The organism is uncultured Paraglaciecola sp. (genome assembly GCF_943787955.1).
Lineage (GTDB): Bacteria > Pseudomonadota > Gammaproteobacteria > Enterobacterales > Alteromonadaceae > Paraglaciecola.
This window is the reverse complement of sequence record NZ_CALSOK010000010.1, coordinates 1-17492: the sequence shown is the minus strand read 5'-3', so window position 1 is coordinate 17492 and position 17492 is coordinate 1. Positions and strand designations below refer to the sequence as shown.

The 17492-nt window shown below is 40.9% G+C and carries 13 protein-coding genes, 1 tRNA gene and 2 pseudogenes; 2 read left to right on the top strand and 14 right to left on the bottom strand.

The features are described from left to right. Positions 1 to 55: 55 nt before the first annotated feature. From rpoB to Q0Y52_RS07740, 8 genes are all read right to left on the bottom strand, one after another. Complete coding sequence (rpoB, locus tag Q0Y52_RS07775; protein WP_297820277.1) at positions 56 to 4084, bottom strand: DNA-directed RNA polymerase subunit beta; 4029 nt, start codon at positions 4082 to 4084, stop codon at positions 56 to 58. A 294-nt stretch (positions 4085 to 4378) separates the two neighbouring features. Continuing rightward, a complete protein-coding gene (gene rplL / locus Q0Y52_RS07770; RefSeq protein WP_297820274.1) occupies positions 4379 to 4750 on the bottom strand; it encodes a 50S ribosomal protein L7/L12 in 372 nt (123 codons plus the stop codon). A 53-nt stretch (positions 4751 to 4803) separates the two neighbouring features. After that, entirely contained in the window at positions 4804 to 5322 is a 519-nt protein-coding gene (gene rplJ, locus Q0Y52_RS07765; RefSeq protein ID WP_297820272.1) for a 50S ribosomal protein L10, read from the bottom strand. Between the two features lie 375 nt (positions 5323 to 5697). Further along, the gene (gene rplA, locus Q0Y52_RS07760; protein ID WP_297820270.1) at positions 5698 to 6396 is read right to left on the bottom strand and encodes a 50S ribosomal protein L1; all 699 of its coding nucleotides are present in this window, start codon (positions 6394 to 6396) and stop codon (positions 5698 to 5700) included. Between the two features lie 3 nt (positions 6397 to 6399). Further along, positions 6400 to 6828 carry a 50S ribosomal protein L11 gene (gene rplK / locus Q0Y52_RS07755; protein ID WP_297820267.1) on the bottom strand — a complete coding sequence of 143 codons (429 nt, stop codon included), beginning with the start codon at positions 6826 to 6828 and terminating at the stop codon, positions 6400 to 6402. A gap of 450 nt (positions 6829 to 7278) precedes the next feature. Next, complete coding sequence (gene nusG, locus Q0Y52_RS07750; RefSeq protein ID WP_297820264.1) at positions 7279 to 7815, bottom strand: transcription termination/antitermination protein NusG; 537 nt, start codon at positions 7813 to 7815, stop codon at positions 7279 to 7281. Between the two features lie 3 nt (positions 7816 to 7818). Next, positions 7819 to 8196 carry a preprotein translocase subunit SecE gene (gene secE, locus Q0Y52_RS07745; protein ID WP_297820261.1) on the bottom strand — a complete coding sequence of 126 codons (378 nt, stop codon included), beginning with the start codon at positions 8194 to 8196 and terminating at the stop codon, positions 7819 to 7821. A gap of 66 nt (positions 8197 to 8262) precedes the next feature. Further along, positions 8263 to 8339: transfer RNA gene (locus Q0Y52_RS07740), tRNA-Trp, on the bottom strand. Between the two features lie 677 nt (positions 8340 to 9016). Here Q0Y52_RS07740 and Q0Y52_RS07735 point away from each other — a divergent pair. After that, positions 9017 to 9722: pseudogene (locus Q0Y52_RS07735) on the top strand (DUF445 domain-containing protein). Between the two features lie 5 nt (positions 9723 to 9727). On the opposite strand, the pseudogene Q0Y52_RS07730 reads toward Q0Y52_RS07735, so the two are convergent. The 5 genes and pseudogenes from Q0Y52_RS07730 to Q0Y52_RS07710 form a co-directional block, all read right to left on the bottom strand. Continuing rightward, positions 9728 to 10392 (bottom strand): annotated as a pseudogene (locus Q0Y52_RS07730) (RluA family pseudouridine synthase). Between the two features lie 22 nt (positions 10393 to 10414). Further along, positions 10415 to 11038, bottom strand: a complete 624-nt coding sequence (locus tag Q0Y52_RS07725) for a LysE/ArgO family amino acid transporter (RefSeq protein ID WP_297821473.1) — start codon at positions 11036 to 11038, stop codon at positions 10415 to 10417. 39 nt (positions 11039 to 11077) lie between these two features. Further along, complete coding sequence (locus tag Q0Y52_RS07720; protein WP_297820258.1) at positions 11078 to 12919, bottom strand: ABC transporter ATP-binding protein; 1842 nt, start codon at positions 12917 to 12919, stop codon at positions 11078 to 11080. A 72-nt stretch (positions 12920 to 12991) separates the two neighbouring features. Beyond that, positions 12992 to 13618: an RraA family protein gene (locus tag Q0Y52_RS07715; RefSeq protein WP_297820255.1), complete on the bottom strand. Its 627-nt coding sequence runs from the start codon at positions 13616 to 13618 to the stop codon at positions 12992 to 12994. A gap of 4 nt (positions 13619 to 13622) precedes the next feature. After that, entirely contained in the window at positions 13623 to 13883 is a 261-nt protein-coding gene (locus Q0Y52_RS07710; RefSeq protein WP_297821471.1) for an MAPEG family protein, read from the bottom strand. A 771-nt stretch (positions 13884 to 14654) separates the two neighbouring features. Between Q0Y52_RS07710 and Q0Y52_RS07705 the strand changes: the two genes are divergently transcribed. Beyond that, positions 14655 to 15536 carry a universal stress protein gene (locus Q0Y52_RS07705; protein ID WP_297820253.1) on the top strand — a complete coding sequence of 294 codons (882 nt, stop codon included), beginning with the start codon at positions 14655 to 14657 and terminating at the stop codon, positions 15534 to 15536. Positions 15537 to 15811: 275 nt separating this feature from the next. Here the strand turns inward: Q0Y52_RS07705 and dbpA are convergent, their stop codons facing one another. Next, positions 15812 to 17191 carry an ATP-dependent RNA helicase DbpA gene (gene dbpA / locus Q0Y52_RS07700; protein WP_297820250.1) on the bottom strand — a complete coding sequence of 460 codons (1380 nt, stop codon included), beginning with the start codon at positions 17189 to 17191 and terminating at the stop codon, positions 15812 to 15814. Positions 17192 to 17492 lie beyond the last annotated feature (301 nt).

Genomic DNA, 17492 nt, shown 5'->3' with positions numbered 1-17492 from the left:
GTAACACTTGCACTGACAAGTGTTACACCATCCTGTCATAAGCTCTAAGAGCAGCTTACTGCTCTTCTAGTTCGATGTTGATACCTAGCGAACGGATTTCTTTCAACAATACGTTGAAGGATTCCGGCATACCAGGTTCCATACGATGATCACCATCCACAATGTTTTTATACATTTTGGTACGGCCATTCACGTCATCAGACTTAACGGTTAACATTTCTTGCAAGGTGTAGGCAGCACCATAAGCTTCTAGTGCCCATACTTCCATCTCTCCGAAACGCTGACCACCGAACTGTGCTTTACCACCTAACGGTTGCTGTGTAACCAAGCTGTATGAACCAGTTGAACGAGCGTGCATTTTATCGTCGACTAAATGGTTCAGTTTCAACATGTACATATAACCCACGGTGACAGGGCGCTCAAATGGGCGTCCGGTACGACCGTCGAACAATGTAATTTGTCCGCTTTCTGGGATATCTGCCAAGGTCAACATATGCTTGATTTCAGCTTCAGTTGCACCATCGAAAACAGGTGTTGCCATAGGCAAACCTTTACGAAGGTTGCCGGCTAAACGTGTCACTTCATCGTCACTGAAGGTACTTAAATCAACTGCCTGATGAGATTTACCGGCGCTGTATACTTCTTTTAGGAAGCTTCGCAGTTTGGCCATCTCTTCGTGTTCTTTAAGCATACGATCGATTTTGTCACCGATACCGCTAGCAGCCATACCCAAGTGGGTTTCAAGTACCTGACCGATGTTCATACGCGAAGGTACGCCCAATGGATTCAGTACGATGTCGACCGGCGTGCCATGTTCATCATAAGGCATGTCTTCAACTGGCTTGATAGTCGATATAACACCCTTGTTACCATGACGACCGGCCATTTTATCACCAGGCTGTATATGACGTTTAACTGCAAGGTAAACCTTAACAATTTTAAGCACGCCTGGTGCTAGGTCATCACCTTGAGTGATTTTACGACGTTTAACTTCAAACTTAGTATCAAAGTCAGCTTTGATTTCGACGTGCTGATCAGCAATTTGATCTAGCTCTGATTGCGCATCTTCATCATCGAGTGTTAAATCAAACCACTTATCACGTGGCATGCTGTCAAGTCTTGCTTGCTCAACTCCAGACTTAAGCAACAAATTTCCTGCACGAGCAAAGATGCCGTCAGCTAAAATGTTGAATTCGTCAGATAAGTCTTTTTTCACTTCACGTAATTGCATATCCTCAATTTCGCGAGCACGTTTGTCTTTTTCAACACCATCACGAGTGAAGACCTGAACGTCAATAACTGTTCCATGTACGCTGTTAGGTACTCGTAACGACGTATCTTTAACGTCAGACGCTTTTTCACCGAAAATAGCCCTTAGAAGTTTCTCTTCTGGAGTCAGCTGAGTTTCACCTTTAGGTGTGACTTTACCTACCAGAATATCGCCGCCTTTTACTTCAGCCCCGATATAAACCACACCAGATTCATCTAGTTTACCTAGCGCAGACTCACCCACATTAGGGATATCAGCACTGATTTCTTCTGGACCAAGCTTTGTATCACGAGCAATACAGCTTAATTCTTGAATGTGGATTGAAGTGAATCTGTCTTCCATCGCTACGCGCTCTGAAATCAAGATTGAATCTTCGAAGTTGTAACCGTTCCATGGCATGAACGCGATACGCATATTTTGGCCTAACGCCAATTCACCCATATCAGTTGATGGTCCATCTGCCAAAACATCACCCGCTACAACCGGTTCGCCAACATTACAAGTAGGCTTTTGGTTGATACACGTGTTTTGGTTAGAACGCGTATATTTAGTCAAGTTGTAGATATCGATCCCAGCTTCACCCGCTGTCATCTCGTCTTCATTTACTTTGATAACAATTCGACTTGCATCAACGTAATCAACTGAACCACTGCGTTTAGCGATAATGGTTACACCAGAATCTACAGCAACTGTTTTCTCCATTCCTGTACCAACTAATGGCTTTTCAGCTATTAATGTAGGAACGGCTTGACGTTGCATGTTGGCACCCATTAGGGCTCGGTTAGCATCATCATGCTCTAGGAAGGGGATAATACTCGCTGCAACAGAAACGATTTGTTGCGGTGACACATCCATATAAGTGATATCAGAAACCGACATTAACGTGGTTTCACCACGGAAACGACAAGGGATCAAATCTTCAGTCAACTTACCTTTTGCATCCAGTACTACGTTTGCTTGCGCAATCGCGTATTGCCCCTCTTCAATCGCAGATAAGTAATCAATTTCGTCAGTCACGACGCCGTCAGCTATTTTACGATAAGGGGTTTCTAAGAAACCGTAATCGTTAGTTCGGGCATAGCTTGCAAGCGAGTTGATCAAACCAATGTTTGGGCCTTCAGGTGTTTCAATAGGACATACACGACCATAGTGAGTCGGATGTACATCTCGTACTTCAAAGCCTGCACGTTCACGTGTCAAACCACCCGGACCTAAGGCAGAAATACGACGTTTGTGCGTCACTTCAGACAATGGATTGTTTTGATCCATAAACTGAGATAATTGACTTGAACCAAAGAATTCTTTAACGGCAGCAGAGATCGGTTTAGCATTGATTAAGTCTTGAGGCATGATTGCATCAAGGTCACCTAGGCTCAAACGTTCTTTAACTGCACGTTCAACACGCACAAGACCAACTCGGAATTGGTTTTCAGCCATTTCACCAACAGAACGAATACGTCTGTTACCTAAATGGTCGATATCATCCACTTCATCTTTACCGTCACGGATAGTGATCAGCTGTTTCATTACAGCTACGATATCGTCTTTATCTAATACACCTTTACCAGTTGATACGTCACGACCTAAACGGCGATTGAACTTCATTCGTCCAACAGCAGATAAATCATAACGGTCTTCAGAGAAGAACAAGTTATTAAACAAAGTCTCAGCCGCGTCTTTAGTCGGTGGCTCACCTGGACGCATCATGCGATAAATTTCAACCAAAGCTTCTAGCTTATTAGTTGAACCATCGATACGTAAGGTATCTGAGATGTAAGCACCATGATCAAGTTCATTGATATAAAGCGTATCAAATGCTTTGATACCTGCTGCAGTGATTTCAACAAGGTTTTCTAGGGTTAATTCATCATTGGCAGCAACGATAACTTCACCAGTTTCTTCATTGACATAATCACGAGCAAATACACGACCCACTAAATATTCTGCAGGTACTTCGAGCTCTGTTATTTTTGCTTTTTCTAGCGCGCGAGTATGACGTGCTGAAATACGACGACCTGTTTCAACAACCACTTTGCCTTTATTATCAAGGATATCGAACTGTGCTGTTTCACCACGAAGGCGATCCGGCACAATATCTGACAAATATTTCTCACCGTCGATGCGTACTTGGTTTGTTTCAAAGAACAAAGCAAGGATCTCTTCGGTTGGCATTTCCAATGCACGTAACATAATAGTAGCCGGCAATTTACGGCGTCTATCTATACGTACAAATAAATTATCTTTAGGGTCAAATTCAAAGTCTAACCACGAACCACGGTAAGGAATAACACGTGCGTTATATAACACTTTACCAGATGAGTGAGTTTTCCCTTTGTCGTGATCGAAGAACACGCCTGGTGAACGGTGTAATTGTGACACAATGACACGCTCAGTCCCGTTGATAACAAATGTACCGTTATCAGTCATGAGTGGAATTTCACCCATGTAGACTTCTTGCTCTTTTATGTCTTTTACTGTGCCAGGTGCTGCTTCTCTATCGAACAACACCAAACGCAATTTCACACGTAATGGAGCAGAATATGTCACACCACGGATTTGACATTCTTTCACATCAAATACTGGCGCACCTAAACGGTAACTAACATATTGCAACTCAGCGTTACCAGAGTAACTTTTTATTGGGAAAACTGATCGAAATGCTGCTTCCAGTCCATGTTGACCATCTACATCTAGGTCAATAAATTTCTTAAAAGAATCTAACTGGATTGAAAGTAGATACGGTATTTCCAATACCTGTGGACGTTTGCCAAAATCCTTACGGATACGTTTCTTTTCGCTATAAGAGTAAACCATGGGTTCCTCAGCCTGCCGATTTTTGACCCAACTTGCTTAACTAGACGTCATGACAGACATAAAGTAAAACAAACTTCCGCTACCCTTTAAGTTGTAGAAAAACGTTTACCAAAGTCATTAAGAGGCTTACTTAACTTATTGGTTTTATTTAGTTTTATCTACAATTTGCACTTCTTAAACTAGGACTAATATCAAAGGATGAAAATAGTAAATCCTACAGCGCAAAAAGGCTGGTGACTAAAAAGTCACCAGCCTATGCCATTTCAGGCTAACAATCTGTGTTTAGACAGATTATTATTTAAGCTCAACTTCAGCGCCAGCTTCTTCAAGCGTCTTCTTAAGTTCTTCAGCATCTTCTTTAGAAACGCCTTCTTTTACAGGTGTTGGAGCAGCTTCAACTAAAGTTTTCGCTTCTTTCAATCCAAGACCTGTAGCAGTACGTACCGCTTTGATTACTGAAACTTTATTTGCACCAAAAGATGTCATAACCACATCAAATTCAGTCTGCTCTTCTACAGCTTCAGCAGCTGCAGCAGGACCAGCAACAGCAACAGCTGCTGCAGCAGAAACGTTGAATTTTTCTTCAGCCGCTTCAATAAGTTCCACAAGTTCCATTACTGGCATTTCAGCAATAGCATTTAATATATCATCTTTAGTTAGAGCCATTTCTCTAAACTCCTGGGTTTAATGTTAAAAATTTATAATGCCAAAGACGAAAACTATTTTTCGTCTTTGATCGCCGCCAATACACGCACAAACTTGCCTGGAACTTCGTTGATAGTACGAACGAATTTCTCGACAGGTGCTTTGAAGGTAGCAAGTAATCTTGCCAACGCTTCGTCGCGGGTAGGAAGTGACGCTACTGCATCCAGTTTTTCTGGACCCAACAAACCACTACCAATAGAAAGTGCAGTTACGTTTAACTTGTTGTTCGTTTTTGCATAGTCTTTAAAAAGACGTGCAGCACTACCAGGTGCTTCTATGGAAAAACCATAGATTAACGGACCAGTTAAAGCACTGTCCATGTCAGAAAACTTACTTTCAGCTAAAGCACGTTTTGCAAGTGTGTTACGAACTACTCGTAAGTAAACACCTTGTTCACGGGCTTTAATTCGAAGGTCAGTTAACTCTGCCACTTCCATCCCACGGTATTCAGCGACGGCAACAGATAGAGCTCGAGACGCAACATCGTTTATCTCTGCTACGATCTCTTTTTTTGCTGCTAAGCCTAATGCCACTGAGTTCACCTCTTAAAGTCTGAAACATCATTTCTTTTGAAATATCCGTTTCAGGATTCACAGATTGATATCATTGCTTCTAATCTTTGGGAAAAGAATACAAATCCACCGCTCTACGGTGTTCGTTAATCCCAGAGAGTCTGAGTCGAAACCACCGTCTGCGCAGGCTCGCTTTTTAAGTAAGTTGTTTGCGACAAGTGATATTTATGACCACTGTCTAGGCGAATGCTCTCTTACTTCATTCACCAACTTACGCCTGCGGTCTTGGACGGGAGTCTGTCGTTTAGCTAATTTTACAAAAAGTTAAACTCAGACTCCAACCCACAACCTTTATAGAGAAACAGGTAACCTACTCGCTACCTGCTAAAACCAAACTTACTTAGCGTCTAAGCTAGCTTGATCTAGAGAAACACCCGCACCCATTGTTGTACTAAGGCTAATTTTCTTAATGAAAGTGCCTTTTGCTGAAGAAGGCTTAGCTTTGTTAAGCGCTTCTAGCAATGCTGCCAAGTTTTCTTTAATCTGGTTTGCTTCAAAAGCGATTTTACCAATGCTTGCATGGATAATACCGTTTTTATCGTTACGATAACGTACCTGACCTGCTTTAGCATTCTTAACTGCCGTAGCAACATCGGGTGTAACCGTACCGGTTTTAGGATTAGGCATAAGACCACGTGGACCCAATATTTGTCCTAACTGACCAACAACGCGCATCGCATCTGGTGATGCAACAACAACGTCAAAATTCATTTCGCCTTTTTTCACTAGTTCTGCTAAATCTTCCATACCAACAATGTCAGCACCGGCAGCTTTTGCAGCTTCAACGTTTGCACCCTGTGTAAACACTGCAACACGTACGTCTTTACCTGTGCCATTTGGTAATACAGTGGCGCCACGAACATTTTGGTCAGATTTACGTGCATCTATGCCAAGGTTAACGGCGACATCAACACTTTCTGCAAATTTAGCAGTAGCTAATTCTTTTAATAAAGTAACCGCTTCGTTAAATTCGTATTCTTTAGTCGCATCAACTTTTTCTGAAACTAAGCGAGCGCGTTTTGATAATTTAGCCATGTCTTATCCCTCTACCACTAAGCCCATGCTGCGTGCAGAGCCAGCGATGGTGTTTACTGCTGCATCTAAACTTGCTGCAGTCAAATCAGGTTCTTTGGTTTTAGCAATTTCTTCTAATTGCTCGCGCGTCACTTGACCCACTTTTTCAGTGTTAGGACGGCCAGAACCACTTTTTATGCCAGCAGCTTTCTTTAGTAAGAAAGAAGCAGGAGGTGTTTTAGTTAGGAATGTGAAAGAACGATCTTCGTAAACAGTAATTTCTACTGGTACAGGAGAGCCTTTTTCAAGAGATTCTGTTTTTGCGTTAAACGCTTTACAGAACTCCATGATGTTTACACCATGTTGACCTAGTGCAGGACCAACTGGAGGACTAGGGTTCGCAGCACCAGCCGCAACCTGTAGCTTAATTAAGCCTGTGACTTTCTTCGCCATGATAATACTCTCTAATTTGGGTATAACGCCTTGTAAACACTGAGAATGCTTACTCTATAGGCTTCCCGTTCTAATAAAAATCGGTCGCGAATTGTAGATTAAACGGCGTCTTCGCACAAGTCTTATTGTTAACAATCTTTAATTTTATGCACTAAATATTACATTACGAGCATCTATGAGCACATTATCCACCATAAAGTAACAATAAACATTGCTGCATTCACAAATTCATTAATCTGACCATGAAGATATTCAAGATATTAACTGTTTTAAGCTAATTCACTTATTGTTTAATTACCTCAGCATTATCTTTTTTAATGGATATGCAGGTTGGGTAAAACAGCAATTTAGTTGGTGGCGGTTGTCTAAGCTGATATAGAAACGTGTGTTTTTCAGTAATAAAAAAAGATGCAATTTGCATCTTTTTTTATTACTGATTTGTAGCTAAATTTAGCCTTTTTCTACCTGACCAAACTCTAGCTCTACCGGTGTAGAACGACCAAAGATTAATACTGATACTTTTAAGCGGCTCTTTTCGTAATCGACTTCCTCGACAACACCATTGAAATCTGCAAACGGTCCATCGGTAACACGTACTACTTCGCCTGGTTCGAACAACGTTTTTGGTTTAGGTTTATCAACGCCTTCTTGAAGTCGGTTTAAAATAGCATCGGCTTCTTTATTGGTAATAGGTGCTGGGCGGTCTGACGTACCACCAATGAATCCTAGGACACGAGGCACACTTTTAACCAAATGCCATGAATCTTCATTCATATCCATTTGAACTAATACGTAACCTGGAAAGAATTTACGTTCACTTTTTCTTTGTTGCCCTGCACGCATTTCGACCACTTCTTCGGTTGGCACTAAGATTTCGCCAAAGTAGTCTTCCATCTCGTTCATTTTAATATGTTCTAACAATGTTTTTTGAACACGGCCTTCATAACCAGAAAAAGCTTGAACTACGTACCATTTTTTATCAGACATACCTTAAATCCCTAATCCAGTTATAAACGAGACAATCTCAACGATGATCCCGTCTAGTCCCCACAAAATAAGTGCCACCACAACAGTCGCGGCTAAGACGATCATAGTCGTCGTCGTCGTTTCTTGACGAGTGGGCCATACGACCTTGCGTACTTCAATACGTGATTCTTTTGCAAAAGTAATGAAAGTGCTGCCTTTCACTGTGGTAGAAGCTATAAAACCTGACATTCCCACAACAGCGACGGCTATTAGGGCAATATACAGAACGGAAAGTTCTGGAAAAAAGTGATTAACAGCAACTACGCCCCCTAACAAACCAAATATAACCAGCCACTTCAACATGTCTAAAGGGTTGGAATTGTTTTCTGTATTTTCACTCATGCTAAACCCTAACTCTCTTATTCGTTATGTCGTCACCTGAAAATGGGACATTTTTTGCCAATAAAATGGCAGGGGTGGAGGGATTCGAACCCCCAACCATCGGTTTTGGAGACCGCTGTTCTACCAATTGGAACTACACCCCTAAAACTCATAGCGATTATCGGATACTAAATTTCTACCCAACAACGCAAATTTTAGTTACATCAACCTTGTAGAATCATTTATTTTTCGGGAAAAATTCTGAATCACTATCAAGGAGGGAGCCGTATTATACTTATTGACATCGGGTATTCAAGAAGAAAGATGAAAGAAGACAAGTGAGCAGTATATAAATCTAGTTAATAAATATTATATTCATTAACTTTTCTGTTTCTTAAATGCTTATATTTTAGCTTTAAATAAGCTCTTAAGGGTACCGGGAAGTTTTATTGATATTATTTACCTTGCTCTTAGATTTTATATGCAAAGTAACTTTATTAATATTCAAACCACGTAATATTGTTGTTTAAAATTCTCATTTACACAAATTATTTGAATATAACTTTAAGTTTCAAAATGAGTATTTTTGACTGCTTATATAATGATTTTAAAGAAAAAGAGAACCGAATATGATGCTCAATGTTGATGGCAACAATATTAGTTTAACCTCAATTATTGAGAGCATCTTTTAATTTGTAAATTGGCAAATAATTTGCAAGTTATATGCAAATTATTCTAAGAATAACCAATCTAAAGTTGAGTATTCCAGTTTAACTATGTTGACAGGTTCCATATTACTGATATAACCCCTTTCTAATTTAAACGTCTTGGAGTCATTTCTTTGAACAAGAGCATTATCACCAATGGGTTAGCCCTCGCCATAGTTTTGCTGGGTTTTATGTTAGACAACGTCATCATTAAAACTGTCGGGCTATTTGCTATATCAGGTGCGTTAACCAATTGGATCGCAGTACATATGTTATTTGAAAAAGTACCCGGATTGTATGGCTCCGGGGTAATACCAGAACGCTTCGAAGATTTTAAAAGCGGGATCCGCACGCTGGTGATGGCGCAGTTTTTTAGTAAAGAAAACATACAACGTTTTTTAACTGACAACAAACAACCTGTACACGTGGACTTTGCGCCTATTATTAAAAAGGTGGATTTGGCACCCACATTTGATTCATTGGTTGAAGTTATCAAAGATTCTTCATTTGGACAGATGCTCGGAATGTTTGGGGGTGTTGAAGCCTTAGAGCCGATGCGACAACCTTTTGTGAATAAAATGGGCGCGGCCCTTAGAAGATATTACTCAAGATCCTAAATTCACATTACTATTGCAACAAGAATTAACACAGCCAGATATACAGCAAGACCTGCACGAAAAAATCAATACAATTGTTGAACAACGACTGGACGAACTGACGCCCAAAATGGTCAAAGACATTATTCAGAGTATGATCAGGGAACATTTGGGTTGGCTAGTGGTGTGGGGCGGAGTTTTTGGGGGATTAATTGGGCTGTTGGCTGCCTCGCTCAATATATAGATAGTCTAAAACGGACAAGGGCTGGTCAAGGTCATCCGCTTTTGAGATTGCGGGTGGCTGAAAGGTGAAGTCGAGGGCGTGCAACAACAGCCTAGCTTGCCATGGCTTGGGTAGCTTGCTGTGCCATACAAGATCACACCCTATAGATGGGATGCCCAATGGCCTGGCTGTGAAGTCGCAACTGATGTGTTCTCCCAGTCAAAGGCGTAAAAATCACTCTAGTACGAACAGGATCATTCAACCTTTCAATGACTTGAAAGTGACTCTGAGCAGACTTGCCATCTTGATGGCAAATTTTAAGCCGTGGGAATAACAATTTGTCCTTGGCTATGGGTAAATCAATCAGCCCTTCATCATCTAACACTTCGCCAGCCAAAATACTCAGATACCGTTTTATCACACTGCGAGCTTGGAATTGCTTGGTCAGGTTTGCATTAACCACTTTATTTTTAGCTAATAACATCACACCTGAAGTACCAAAATCCAAGCGATGGGCCAAAGTAATGTCGCCATATTGTTGTGTTAAACGATAGTGTACCGAATCTTTATTCAGCGGGTTTTTACCGGACAAACTCAATAATCCACTGGGCTTGTTGATAGCCAACAGATATTCATCCTCAAACAATATTTCGATTTTCTCGAGACAAATAGGAGCAATAAAATCGTCTATAGGACCTGACTTAAAATCGAAGTTATGCAAGTTGATTCTGATAAAAAAACATGATTAAACCTGTGGCTATCCAGCACATTATTATGCCAATTATAAAGTCTAACACCACCCATGTTCTGCTACTTTCAAAAAATGGGATGAGCTTTTTCGATGCGTAACCTAAACCAAAGAACCAAATAAAGGAAGCCATCACTGAACCCAGTAAGAACCAAGGTTTTTCTTCGCTACTCAAGGTGCCACCAATCCCACCGATGATCACTAAAGTGTCTATATACACGTGAGGATTAAGCAAGGTAATGGCCAGTGTAGTTAACATTAATTTGCCAATTGACTGCTGTTTGCTGGCTGTATCTTCAATACGTAAGTGGCTATTTCCTCGATAGGCTTTTATAAATGAATTCAGACCATACCAATACAAAAATGACGCCCCGAGTATTGCTAGTATATTCAAGAAAAAAGGCCATTTTTGTAATACAGTTCCTACTCCAAGTATGCCTAGGGTGATTAAAATCGCATCACAGAGAAAACACACTGCACAGGCATAAAACACTCTTTGTTTGAGTAAACCTTGGCGCAAAACAAAGGCGTTTTGAGCACCTATTGCGATAATTAGCCCGCCAGAAATCAGAACACCCTGTACTACCATGTCTATCAATCGAAATTCCTAGCCATTGCGTTTATGCCTCTATTCCAACCCTATAAACCCACCGGTTTGATGCTCCCACAACTTGGCATAAATCCCGTGTTTGCGAATTAATTCCGCATGTGTACCCGATTCAACTATCTTTCCTTCGTCGAGCACCAACAACCTATCCATTTGCGCAATAGTTGAAAGTCTGTGGGCAATAGCAAGTACTGTTTTATTCTCCATGACTTTATCTAAACAATGTTGAATTGCCGCCTCCACTTCAGAGTCCAGTGCCGACGTGGCTTCATCTAAAATTAAAATCGGCGCGTCTTTTAACATCACACGGGCTATGGCAATACGCTGACGTTGACCACCGGAGAGTTTCACACCACGTTCACCTACATGGGCGTCATACCCTACTCGTCCTTTTAAGTCAGACAATGTCTGGATGAACTCATGAGATTCAGCTTGACTGGCCGCCAGAAGCATATCTTCTTCACTGGCGTCTAACTTGCCGTATAAAATATTGTCTCTTACTGAGCGATGTAACAAAGACGTGTCTTGAGTGACCATACTAATATTGGCCCGCAACGAACTTTGTTGAACCTGGCTGATATCCTGGCCATCAATCTTGATTGTGCCACTTTGAATATCATAAAAACGTAATAATAAATTAACCAAAGTAGATTTCCCGGCACCTGAGCGCCCAACTAAACCCACTTTTTCACCCGCTTTTATGTTGATATCTAAGTCTCTAAATACTGAAATAGGGATATCATTAGCGCCCTTGTAGCCAAAATTCACCTTATTAAAGTGAATGGCACCGCCGTTCATTTTAAGTATTTTCGCTTCATCAATATCCTTGATATCAACAGGCACAGACAAGCTATTAATGCCATCTTGCACCGTACCTATATTTTCAAATAATGATGATACTTCCCACATGATCCATTGAGACATACCGTTGAGACGCAGACTTAAACTGATAGTAATGGCTATTTCGCCAGGCGTTACCAATTCAAGCGTCCATAAATAAATGGCCAGGGCACTAATACTGAACACTAATAGTGCATTACTAAACCACACACAACCATAAAGCACGGTAACCAAACGCATTTGTGGATAGACACTTTTTAGAAAACCAGACATGCCCTCTTTTGCATACTCTTCTTCTCTGCTGGTGTGGGCAAAAAGTTTTACTGTGGCAATGTTCGTATAACTATCCACAATGCGCCCTGTCATCATAGAACGGGCATCAGCCTGTTTTTGTGACACGCGTTTCAACTTAGGTATCAAAGTGCTTAGTATCACCACATAGACAACAAACCATATAATAAGTGGCATACTCAAACGCCAGTCTGCCGACATAACTAAATATAAGATACTGAAAAAATACACACCTACATAGACAAAAATATCTAAGGTTTTCATCACGGCTTCACGCACTGACAAAGCCGTTTGCATGACCTTGGTTGCTATTCGTCCAGCAAACTCATTTTGAAAAAAACCTAAGCTTTGACCAATAATATATCTGTGAGCTTGCCAACGAATTTGCATAGGGTAATTTCCCATCAAACCTTGGTGCGACAAAAAAGATTGGGTGATAACTAATATTGGTAAAATAACTAAAATCAGTACCCCCATCCAAATCAAACTGCCCGCTTCTCTTTCAAGAAAAGTGTCAGGATCACTTTCAGCCAACCAATCAACTAGTTGACCAAGAAATCCAAATAAAGACACTTCTAATATGGCGATGGCTGCCGACAGCAATGACACAGCAAAGATCACCGGCCACATTCCTTTAGTGTAATAACAACAAAAAGCAAAAATGGTATTTGGTGGTTGTGAAGGATGTTCAACAGGAAACGGATTGGTTAACCGTTCAAAAAATGAAAACATGGAGATTATTGACCTTGGAATAACATGGCTTGATGGCGTTAAAAACTCAGCAAACCTTAATCTTAAATTAGGCTAATCAGAATACCCTAATTGTTGCAGCTTCGATTCAATTTTTTTCGAATGTTGCGCTTTCCATTCAGCTAAATCCATCGCCGCATCTTTATCGGTTCGAGCTTTAGCAAGGTTATAAACCTCTGCTAGCTTAACTTGCGGAATAACCGCAATACCATCTTCATCGGCCACAATGTAATCACCGGCATTTACTGTGACACCACCACATTGAATAGGTTGATTAAGAGGAAATATTTGTTCTTTAGCCCCGGGCTTAGGCATCAAGCCACGGGCGTAAACCGGAAACTGCGCATCACGTATTTCGCCAATATCACGAATAAATCCATCAATAATCATAGCCACAATGCCTCGCTGCTTAGCGATTGCGCAAACATTGCCACCGGTATTAGCATAATCAGGGCCTGCTTCAACTACAATCACATCACCTGCTTTAGCACGGTAAATTGCTGCATGTAAGCTTAGGTGATCACCCTTTGCACACTTCACAGTAAAAGCAGGGCCAGCAATGCGAGGCATTGGCGACCACATTTGATGAATGCCAGGCTGGATAAACTGCTCTATTGGTAAACCTTCCGCATATTCGCAAGGGGAGACCCCAAGCAACTGTTCAATTGTCGGTTTTGACATACTGCTAGGCTCCAATAAATTTTGTGGCAAATAGCACCACCCAATAAAAACAAATACCAATCTGTGCCAAGAAAAAAAGAAAACGAATTTGCACCGCCAATACACTAGTCGATATCAAGTGCGTAATAGACTGCCCTAAACGCGCTACCAACAACGGTAACGCTAATCCATTGGTGATTGCAGCCGAATCAGTCGCCAGTGCCAACAACATCAAACCACCCATAAACGCAAAACTCTCAACACAATTACTTTGAGCTCTGGTTATCCGTTCACCAAAGGCTGGTGAGTCAGAACCATCAGGCTTAAAGCCATAATTGCCTGCTTTTTTTTAGCAACTAGCAGAGTACGGTAAGTGGCTAAGCAAACTAATAAAATCAGTATCCAAGTGATATATCCTAAAAGTGAAATAATCGTGTCGTTCAGGAATGTTCAATTTATAAATTAAAATGTTGAAACACTTTATCCCACACTTTGATTTAGACCAACATCAAATTTTCATCAACAAGTTAGTTAAACTCAGTCAACAGCCCGCAGACTGAAAAAAAGAATGAAAATAAAACGATCCTAATAATTTATTCACTACAGCCACATTGTCTTGCAAGTTTTTGTATGCTGGATATTTATTGGGGATGTGAAACAAGATGTCACAGCTTATAAATAATATGACTATCAAGTCCAGCCTCTTATTGCTAATGGTGATATGTCACCGATTAAATATAAATATATTTAAAGAAAAGGTCTGACTGGAGTGGACCGGAACACCTCATCATTTCTCTAATATACTTATTTAGCCCAGATTTTATTACTTAATGGCGCTGTGGGGCAGCGGCTGCCTTAATTGTTATCTGCGACGAATGACGAGGGTGTAACTTAGGATAAAGTAAACTTGTGCATCGAAAGTAACACCGTCGTTGATTTCCCCAATCAAAAAGAGTTTGTTTTTTTGTGGCTTCACCACTGCTATTTATTGTTGTAGATCAAATACATTTCTGCTTAAAAGGATAAAATACATTTGAGTAACGTTAAGGAAACACAGATGAAAATTGATAATATCTTAGTCATTTCAGATCAACAAGACAAGCAACAAAGTGCGCTAGCGCATGCAAAGTCATTGGTTGACCGCTATGGGGCGAAACTTCATATTGTGGCTTTTAATTATGAGCATTTTGCTACCCTAGAAACCAAATTAAACAATGAACAGCAGCTCGAGGTTCAGAATAAAATTCTTTCATCAGGTAAAAATTGGCTTGATGGCCAAATGACTAAATTAAGTCTGCAAGCAAAATCAACAAGTGAAGTGTTATGGGCAAAAGATATTGTAGGTTGGGTTAAAAAGCATTGTGCCTCCCAATCCTACGATTTAATCATTAAGACAGGACACCGCAGCGAAGGTTTGTTTTATGTGCCTACAGATTGGCACTTGATCCGTAATAACCTTGTGCCCACTTTACTTGTAGCAGAAAAAAAGTGGCGCAAGAAACAAACGATTATGGTGTCACTTGATTTAGGTACTCACTTCAAAGCAAAACAAGCACTCAATCAAAAATTGGTTGATGCAGGGATCAGCTTTGCCACAAGCACAAATATGCCATTGCATATTTGCTACAGTTTACCTATCTCAAATGTACTTAAAGACTTAGGTGTAATAGATACCAAAACGGCTGTTAAAGAAGCCAAAATTAAATATATTCCACTTATTCAAAGAATGTTGGGAGATCACAACATTCCAGTGGAAAATATTCATATTAAGGCCGGCTCAGCCGCAAAGGTGATCCCAAGTCTCGCCTCAAAACACGCTGCGGGACTGGTGGTTATTGGCAGCATTGGACGCAAAGGCTTAAAAGCCAAACTAATGGGCAATACCGCTGAAGGTGTATTAGCGTTATTAAAGACAGATATCTTAGTGATGCAGCCTTAAATAATTAAGCAAAAATTTAGGCCAGGCAACATATCTTTATATTTTGCCGTGCCTATATTTTGCTGCGGTATCGAACTTAGTAACCGTAGTAGTTTATCCCTAATAGCATTGTCAAAAGCTAGGGTGTATTGCATTTTTGAAATAGAAACGGTTTTTATTGTATACTCATCTATCGCCCCGTTTCTATTTTTGCTGACTTTGTATGACATCAGTTTTAACATCGTCAAGTATTTAGCTTCTGCTAGAACTTAGTAGTTCATGGCTCGCTGCTGCTCTTAGCTTAGCTTTCTAGCTTTAAACTTACGCCCTTTCAATTTGCCTTCATTAAACTGTTTAAGGGCTCGTTTAATGCTGCGAGTTTTAACTGCCACATAAGTATGAGTGGCTGTCACGTTGATTTTGCCTATGTCATCACCGGCAATATCAGCGTCTTTTGTTAAGGCGCCCAAAATATCTCCTGGTCGGATTTTACTCTTTTTGCCGCCATCGATACATATTGTGGAATATTCGGGCTCGATAAGACGGTTAGCATGAAAACGTAGCGCTTGGATACCGGTCCATTTTATCTTAGCTTTTTGATAATCTTCAATCGCATTGGCGCGAGGGATTTCTTTTTTGGTACACAGGGTTAGTGCTAAACCTTTGGCATCCGCACGACCTGTTCGACCAATACGGTGAATATGTACTTCAGGGTCTGGAGTGATTTGGTAACTGATGACCGCATTCACTGCTTTAATATCCAACCCCCGCGAAGCAACATCTGTAGCGACCAACACAGATACACTACGGTTCGAGAACCGGGTTAACACTTCAGTTCTGTCACGCTGCTCTAAATCACCGTGCAAGGCTAATACAGACACGCCCAATTTAGTCAGTTCCTCTGCTACTTCTTGACAGGCAATTTTAGTATTACAAAATACGATAGCCGATTCTGTTTGATAGTGACTTAACATTGCTGCTACCGCTTTAATGCGATGAGGCTCTTCTACTTCAAAAAACAGTTGTTCAATACTGGTAGGTTCATGAGTGGCTTCAACACTGACTTCTAGTGGGTTGCGCTGTACATCTCTGCTTATCTGCGCAATAGAATCAGGAAAAGTGGCAGAAAACAGCAAGGTTTGGCGATCCAGAGGCACTGCATCAATCACTTTGGCCATTTCTACTTCAAAGCCCATATCTAACATACGATCGGCTTCGTCGAGCACTAAAATATTCACCTCACTTAAATCTAGGCGTTGGCGAAACAAATGGTCCATGAGGCGCCCTGGCGTACCCACAATTATATGTGCACCATGCTCCAATGAACCGATTTGCGGACCCAAAGGCGTGCCACCACATAAAGTTAATACTTTAATATTATGAATACCACGGCCTAACTTACGAATTTCTAACGCCACTTGTTCTGCCAGCTCTCGAGTAGGGCACATGACCAATGCTTGAACTCGAAATCGCTTCACCTTGAGATTATGTAATAAACCTAAACCAAAAGCAGCTGTTTTACCGCTACCTGTTTTGGCTTGGCCAACGACATCTTTGCCTTCAATAATGGCTGGCAAGCTAATAGCTTGAATGTCGGTCATTTCTTTGAAACCCATAGATTCCAGGTTGTCGAGCAAAGCGTTGTTTAAACCCAGTGAAGCAAATTCTTTATTCAAAATATTCTCATTTATGATAATCGATATACACGCAACTAAAGGCTGCTATGTCGGTCTTTTTCGTTACACACTTCGAGCACTTGCGATGATTCAGCGGGTGCTTTTAGCTTAGTCTAGTGATGGGCTTTCATATCTAGTTTTGTCATCGCCTAAGCAATCGATTGTCACACTAGGTGCAAATTCTGCTTCGCTAACGACCTTATCTAAAAATCCAGCGGTGACCGCTTATTGTGGTGAGACCATTTCAGCTAAAATTACCGAACGGTTAAAATACTGGAGCCAATCTACCTTTTAGTAATTC

Coding starts and splice junctions, on each gene's coding strand:
- Q0Y52_RS07705 (WP_297820253.1), top strand. CDS start 14,655: ATGAAAATTGATAATATCTTAGTCATTTCAGATCAACAAGACAAGCAA.
- rplK (WP_297820267.1), bottom strand. CDS start 6,828: ATGGCGAAGAAAGTCACAGGCTTAATTAAGCTACAGGTTGCGGCTGGT.
- rplA (WP_297820270.1), bottom strand. CDS start 6,396: ATGGCTAAATTATCAAAACGCGCTCGCTTAGTTTCAGAAAAAGTTGAT.
- Q0Y52_RS07720 (WP_297820258.1), bottom strand. CDS start 12,919: ATGTTTTCATTTTTTGAACGGTTAACCAATCCGTTTCCTGTTGAACAT.
- rpoB (WP_297820277.1), bottom strand. CDS start 4,084: ATGGTTTACTCTTATAGCGAAAAGAAACGTATCCGTAAGGATTTTGGC.
- rplL (WP_297820274.1), bottom strand. CDS start 4,750: ATGGCTCTAACTAAAGATGATATATTAAATGCTATTGCTGAAATGCCA.
- Q0Y52_RS07715 (WP_297820255.1), bottom strand. CDS start 13,618: ATGTCAAAACCGACAATTGAACAGTTGCTTGGGGTCTCCCCTTGCGAA.
- nusG (WP_297820264.1), bottom strand. CDS start 7,815: ATGTCTGATAAAAAATGGTACGTAGTTCAAGCTTTTTCTGGTTATGAA.
- Q0Y52_RS07725 (WP_297821473.1), bottom strand. CDS start 11,038: ATGGTAGTACAGGGTGTTCTGATTTCTGGCGGGCTAATTATCGCAATA.
- secE (WP_297820261.1), bottom strand. CDS start 8,196: ATGAGTGAAAATACAGAAAACAATTCCAACCCTTTAGACATGTTGAAG.